The organism is Mesorhizobium sp. M4A.F.Ca.ET.090.04.2.1, from assembly GCF_003999085.1.
Lineage (GTDB): Bacteria > Pseudomonadota > Alphaproteobacteria > Rhizobiales > Rhizobiaceae > Mesorhizobium.
Map to the genome: position 1 here is coordinate 1 of NZ_RZOT01000401.1, position 5,676 is coordinate 5,676.

The window sequence follows — 5,676 nt, forward strand, 5'->3', positions numbered from 1 at the left end:
GCCGAAACTGCCCAACGCGCCGGACCATCTGGGCGGCGCCTATCTGGTCGCCGACACCGAGTTCTGGGGCGACTACGGCGAGGATCTGGTCAAGCGCTTCAACGCCTGGCTTGCGCAGTAGGAACGGGCATGTCGGCGCTCCAGCCCAGCGAAGTCGACCGGCCCGCGCTGGCCCGCGGCCGGCCAGCCGCCGACGCGGACCTCAAATCCGTGTCGGCGGCGCTCCGGCGCGCCGAATTCGGCGACCGGCTGCGCTCGCTGCTGTTGGCGGCGCCGCTGCTCATTCTCCTGGCGTTGAGCTTCGGCATACCTATCGTGCTGCTGCTGTCGCGCGCCGTCTATGATCCGACAATCGCAGATGCTTTGCCCAAAACGACCGTGGCCCTGGCCGGCTGGAACGGCCAGGGCCTGCCGGTGGACGATGCCTTCGCGGCGCTGGCCGCCGACCTGAAGGACAACCAGGTCAAGGGCACGGCCTATGAGCTGGCCAAGAGCCTGAACGCCCGCCTGCCCGGCGCGCGCAGCCAAGTGCTGAAGACGGTGCGCAAGCTCGAAAACGCCGACGGTCAGGCCGCGCTCGAGGCCATGAAATCGGTGCCGTTCTGGTCGGCGCCGTCGACCTGGCCGGCAATCCGGAATGGCACTCACAGCCTCACCTCGTTCTATCTGCTGAGCGCGCTCGACATGCGCTGGAATGCCGATGGCGGCATCGAGCGGGTGCCGCCGGAGCAGGCGATCTTCCTGCAGGTGTTCGTGCGCACCTTCCTTGTTGCCGCGGCGGTCACGCTCGCCACGCTGCTGCTCGGGTTTCCCCTCGCCTACCTCATCGCCAGCGTCCCGAAAGGCCTGGCCGCCGTGCTGATCGTCGCCGTGCTCCTGCCGTTCTGGACCTCGATCCTGGTGCGCACCGCCGCGTGGACGGTGCTTTTGCAGAAATTCGGCCTGGTCAACGACTTCCTGCTCTTCATCGGCATAGCCAGCGACCGGCTCGACCTGATGTACAGCCGCATCGGGCTGATCATTGCCATGACGCATATCCAGCTGCCGTTCACGCTGCTGCCGATCTACAGCGTCATGCGCACCATCCAGCCGTCGCAGATGAAGGCGGCCTATTCGCTTGGAGCCAAACCCCTCACCGCCTTCCGGCGCGTCTACCTTCCGCAGGTGTTTCCCGGCGTGATGGCCGGATGCCTGCTCACCTTCATCCTGTGCCTGGGTTACTACATAACGCCGGCACTGATCGGTGGCGCCAGCGACCAGCTGATCAGCAACTTCATCGCCAACTACGTCAATGTCGAACTGAACTGGGAGATGGCGGCGGCCTTGAGCTTCATCCTGCTCGTCTTCACGTTGGCGCTGTTCGGCATCTTTGCTCGCATCCTCGGCCTCGACCGCCTGAAGCTGGTGTAGCCATGCTGTTGTCTCCCTTCCCAACCCTTGGCGAACGCATCCGCATCGCGCTGCTCTGGATCTGGTGCGCGCTGGTCATCCTTTTCCTGCTGGTCCCGATCCTCATTCCGGTTCCGCTCTCCTTCAACAGCGGTGCCTTCTTCATCTTCCCGCTGGAGGGCCTCTCGACGCGCTGGTACGAGATGGTGCTCGGCACCCAGCGCTGGCAGTCGGCGATCGGCAACAGCCTGATCGTTGCCTTCGGCACCACGCTGATCGCAACGACGCTTGGCACGCTGACGGCGATCGCGCTTTCCGACGAGAAATTCCCAGGCCGACGCATCGTCATGCCGCTGCTTCTGTCGCCGCTCATAGTGCCGGTGGTGATCACCGCCGTCGGCTCGTATCTGTTCTATGCGCGCATCGGCCTGGCCAGCACCTACGCCGGCATCATCCTGGCGCATACCGCTCTAGCCAGTCCGTTTGTCGTCGTGACGGTGGCGGCGAGCCTCACCGGCTTCGACCGCAATTTGATGCGTGCCGCCGCGATCTCCGGGGCGAAACCGCTGACCGCGTTCTTTCGGGTGATGCTGCCGCTGATCCTGCCCGGCGTGCTCTCTGGCGCGGCCTTCGCCTTCGTCACGTCCTTCGACGAGGTCGTGGTCGTGCAGTTCTTGGCCAGTGCCGGCCAGCGCACCATGCCGCTCGAAATGTTCATCGGCCTTCGCGAAAAGCTCAGCCCGGCGATCACCGCCGCCGCGACGCTGATGATGGCGCTGTCAATCGTGCTTCTGGTGGTGGCCAATCTTTTGGCGCGGCGCGGTCAGAAACGGCCGGGCGCAGCGGCATAGGTTCTTCAGGACCGGCGAGGCCGGCGGCTGAGGTCTTCACGCGTCGGCCACCGGCGTCCAGATCACGTCGTCGATCCGCGCCGCGCCCGTCGCCAGCATCACCAGCCGGTCGAAGCCGAGTGCCGAGCCGCTGGCCTGCGGCATGGTGGCCAGAGCCGCGAGAAAGTCCTCGTCGATCGGGTAGCGCTCGCCATAGATGCGCTCCTTCTCGTCCATTTCGGCGGTGAAGCGGCGGCGCTGCTCGGTTGGATCGGTGAGCTCGCCGAAGGCGTTGGCGAGCTCGACGCCGCAGCAATAGAGTTCGAAACGCTCGGCAACGCGCGGATCCTCCGCGCTCGGCCGGGCGAGCGCGGCTTCCGAGACCGGGTAGCCGTACAGGATGGTGGCCCGCCCCTGCCCCAGCGCCGGTTCGACCTTCTCGACCATCACCCGGCTGAACAGGTCGGCCCAGTGGTCGTCGCGCGCAGTGCGCAGGCCGGCACGGACGAGGGCATCGTGCAGCGCCGCGCGATCGGTGCCGCCGTCGGCGGAGACGGTCGCGAGAAGATCGATGCCGGCATGGCGCGAAAAGGCTTCGGCGACACTTAGCCGCTCCGGCTCGGCGAAAGGGTCGGCCTCGCGGCCGCGGAAGCGAAAGGTTTTCGCGCCGGCCTTCTCCGCCGCGAGAGCCAGGAATTCGGCGCAGTCCGCCATCAGGCTCTCATAGGTCTCGCCGACGCGATACCATTCGAGCATGGTGAATTCCGGATGGTGCAAGGGCCCGCGCTCGCGGTTGCGCCACACCGCGCCCAAACTGAAGATGCGCCGCTCGCCGGCGGCAAGCAGCTTCTTGCAGGCGAATTCCGGCGAGGTGTGGAGATAGAGCGGCTGGCGCGCGCCATCCGTCCCGATCGCCTCGGTGGCGAAGGCCGCCAGATGCGCCTCGTTGCCGGGCGAGACCTGGAGCGCCGATGTCGTGACCTCGATGAAATCGCGACTGGCGAACCAGCCGCGCAAGGCGGTGGCAATGGCGTTGCGCGCCAGCAGCCGCGGCCGGCGGTCGGCATGGACGTCGGGCGTCCACCAGGGGGAAGCTTCGCTGGTCATCGGCAGGAAAATCGCCGAGAAGGCTGGCGGTTCGGCGCAAGATGCGCTAGGGCGCACGCGGTGGCCGCCGTAGCCGATTTTTGGCAATCAGCGCTCGCAGGCCGAAAAACTCGATTGGGATTGAACACCGTGGTCAAGGTCATCGCCAGCTCCTTACGCAAAGGCAACGTCGTCGATAAGGACGGCAAGCTCTATGTCATCCTCTTTGCCGAAAACATCCACCCTGGCAAGGGCACGCCGGTGACGCAACTCGACATGCGCCGCATCGGCGACGGCGTGAAGGTTTCGGAGCGCTATCGCACGACAGAGATGGTGGAGCGCGCCTATGTCGAGGAGCGCGAGCACACTTTCCTCTACTCCGACGGCGAAGGCTTCCATTTCATGAACCCGGAAAGCTACGACCAGGTCGTGGCGCCGGAAGGCGTGGTCGGCGACATGGCCCCCTATCTGCAGGAAGGCATGGCGGTGCAGCTGGCGCAGTTCAACGGCGTGCCGATTTCGCTGGTGCTGCCGCAGCGCGCCGTGTTCGAGGTGGTCGAAACCGAACCGGTCACCAAGGGCCAGACGGCGTCCTCGTCCTACAAGCCGGCCATGCTTTCCAACGGCGTGCGCACGGCGGTGCCGCCGCACATTTCCGCCGGCACGCGCGTGGTGGTGATGACCGCCGACGGCTCCTACGTCGAGCGCGCCAAGGACTGAGACCAGACGCACGGTCTACCAGAGCTCGCCGGCGATGTTGCGGGCCGCCTCCTCGTGAACGCGCGAGATGGGGGCGCCCGGCAGGCGCCTCGATCACGAAGTTCAGAACGCGCCCGGCCCCGGCTTCTATTTGTTCGCCACCGTGGGGGCATAGCCGGGCCGGCGCACCGCCCTCACCTTGCCGCTGTTGCCGCCGCCGCAGAAGAAGCAGCCTCCGCCATCGGATTCCAGCCCGGACACACCCATTCCCGCCGGCATGTCCAGCGTCTGAAGCACCTCGCCGGTACCAGGATCGATGCGCCTCAGATCGCTCTCGTCGCCTTCCCAGGTACCGTGCCAGAGCTCGCCGTCGACCCAGGTGACCCCGGTGACGACGCGCTTGGACTCGATGGTGCGGATCACCGTGCCGGTTTCGGGATCGATCTGATGGATCTTGCGGGCGCGGTATTCACCAACCCAAAGCGAGCCCTCGGCCCAGGTCAGGCCGGAGTCGCCGCCATTGCCGGGAGCCGGGATCGTGGCGATGACGTCGCCGGTCTGCGGATCGATCTTCTGGATGCGCTCTTCGGCGATCTGGTAAAGATGCTTGCCGTCGAAGGCGGTTCCGGCATCGGCTGCGACATCGATCGAGCGCAGTGTCGCTCCTGACCCAGGATCGAGCGCATTGAGCTTGTCGCCCGAGGCAAACCAGACTTTCTCGCCGTCGAAGGTCACGCCAGCCACGGTCTTCACCCCCGGAAAGGGTCCGTACTCACGCAGGATTTCGGCAGTCGCTCGTTTCATCGCGGTCTCCATCGATCTGGACAATACACCTGGCACTTAGTTCCTGGGCATGTCTCTTTCCCGAAACTTTCGCCAGCATGCTTAGTCGCTCGGCAGCGGGCCCGGGAGTAACAAGACAGTCGGGAATCCGGTCACCGGCGGCATCATCCAGCGGCGCGCCCGGCCACGGCCGATGGCCTGAACCTTTCTCTCGGCCGAAAGCTCCTCCAGCGCCCGCTGCACGGTGCGAGCGCTGGCGCCAAGCGCGATCGCCAGCGCCGAGCTCGACCAGGACTCGCCGTCGGCGAGGAAGGCCAGCACCGCGCCATGCTGTTCCTCGACCGGCGGCGCCAGCACGACCACCTCGCCGGCGCCAAGCGGCGTCAGCGCAAAGCCGGCGGCCGTCGCGTTGATTTCGGCCAGCGCGCCGAGTTCGGCGCGCAGCCGGCCCATCTCGACCCGCAGCCTCGCGCGATGCGACTCATCGGCATGCCTTGCCCGAAAAGCGCGCCTGAGCAGCGTCTCGCGCGAGGCATCCCCCGGCCAGGCCTCGGCGAGCGTGCGCGCCAGGACAAACAGCACCGGCCGGCTGGCCAGCGAGACAACCTTATCGGCTTCACGCACGACATTGCGGCAGGCATCGATAACGAACGCGCCGGACGCCAGCAGCGTCTCGACCTCATCGAGCGGCAGCAATTTCTCCGATCCCTGCGCAATCTGCCGGCCTACGGGCGTGTTCAACACCAGGGAGGCCGCTTCGACCTCCGCCCTCAGCGCCGGAATCTTGGCCTCGTAGGCGGCGAGCGATGCCCGGCCGAACGCCGAGCGCGCCGCCTTCGTCCGCAGTCGCCGGACCGCGATGCCGGCGGCCGCGAGCTCATGTGCGACA

General features: G+C 66.5%; 5 protein-coding genes and 1 pseudogene. 3 read left to right on the forward strand and 3 right to left on the reverse strand.

The annotated features are described in order from the left end of the window. Positions 1-129 precede the first annotated feature (129 nt). Together EN781_RS23875 and EN781_RS23880 are read left to right on the forward strand one after the other, a co-directional pair. The gene (locus EN781_RS23875) at positions 130-1,410 is read left to right on the forward strand and encodes an ABC transporter permease (RefSeq protein ID WP_126055084.1); all 1,281 of its coding nucleotides are present in this window, start codon (positions 130-132) and stop codon (positions 1,408-1,410) included. Between the two features lie 2 nt (positions 1,411-1,412). After that, complete coding sequence (locus tag EN781_RS23880; RefSeq protein ID WP_126055085.1) at positions 1,413-2,240, forward strand: ABC transporter permease; 828 nt, start codon at positions 1,413-1,415, stop codon at positions 2,238-2,240. A 36-nt stretch (positions 2,241-2,276) separates the two neighbouring features. Here EN781_RS23880 and epmA read toward each other — a convergent pair whose 3' ends face one another. After that, a complete protein-coding gene (epmA, locus tag EN781_RS23885; RefSeq protein ID WP_127400382.1) occupies positions 2,277-3,326 on the reverse strand; it encodes an EF-P lysine aminoacylase EpmA in 1,050 nt (349 codons plus the stop codon). Positions 3,327-3,455: 129 nt separating this feature from the next. Here epmA and efp point away from each other — a divergent pair, with 129 nt between their 5' ends. Next, a complete protein-coding gene (efp, locus tag EN781_RS23890; protein ID WP_126055087.1) occupies positions 3,456-4,025 on the forward strand; it encodes an elongation factor P in 570 nt (189 codons plus the stop codon). A 126-nt stretch (positions 4,026-4,151) separates the two neighbouring features. On the opposite strand, the gene EN781_RS23895 is transcribed toward efp, so the two are convergent. Both EN781_RS23895 and EN781_RS23900 read right to left on the reverse strand, forming a co-directional pair. Further along, a complete protein-coding gene (locus tag EN781_RS23895) occupies positions 4,152-4,808 on the reverse strand; it encodes a glutamine cyclotransferase (RefSeq protein WP_126055088.1) in 657 nt (218 codons plus the stop codon). 81 nt (positions 4,809-4,889) lie between these two features. Next, a pseudogene (locus tag EN781_RS23900) lies at positions 4,890-5,676 on the reverse strand (helix-turn-helix domain-containing protein); the annotation flags it as partial.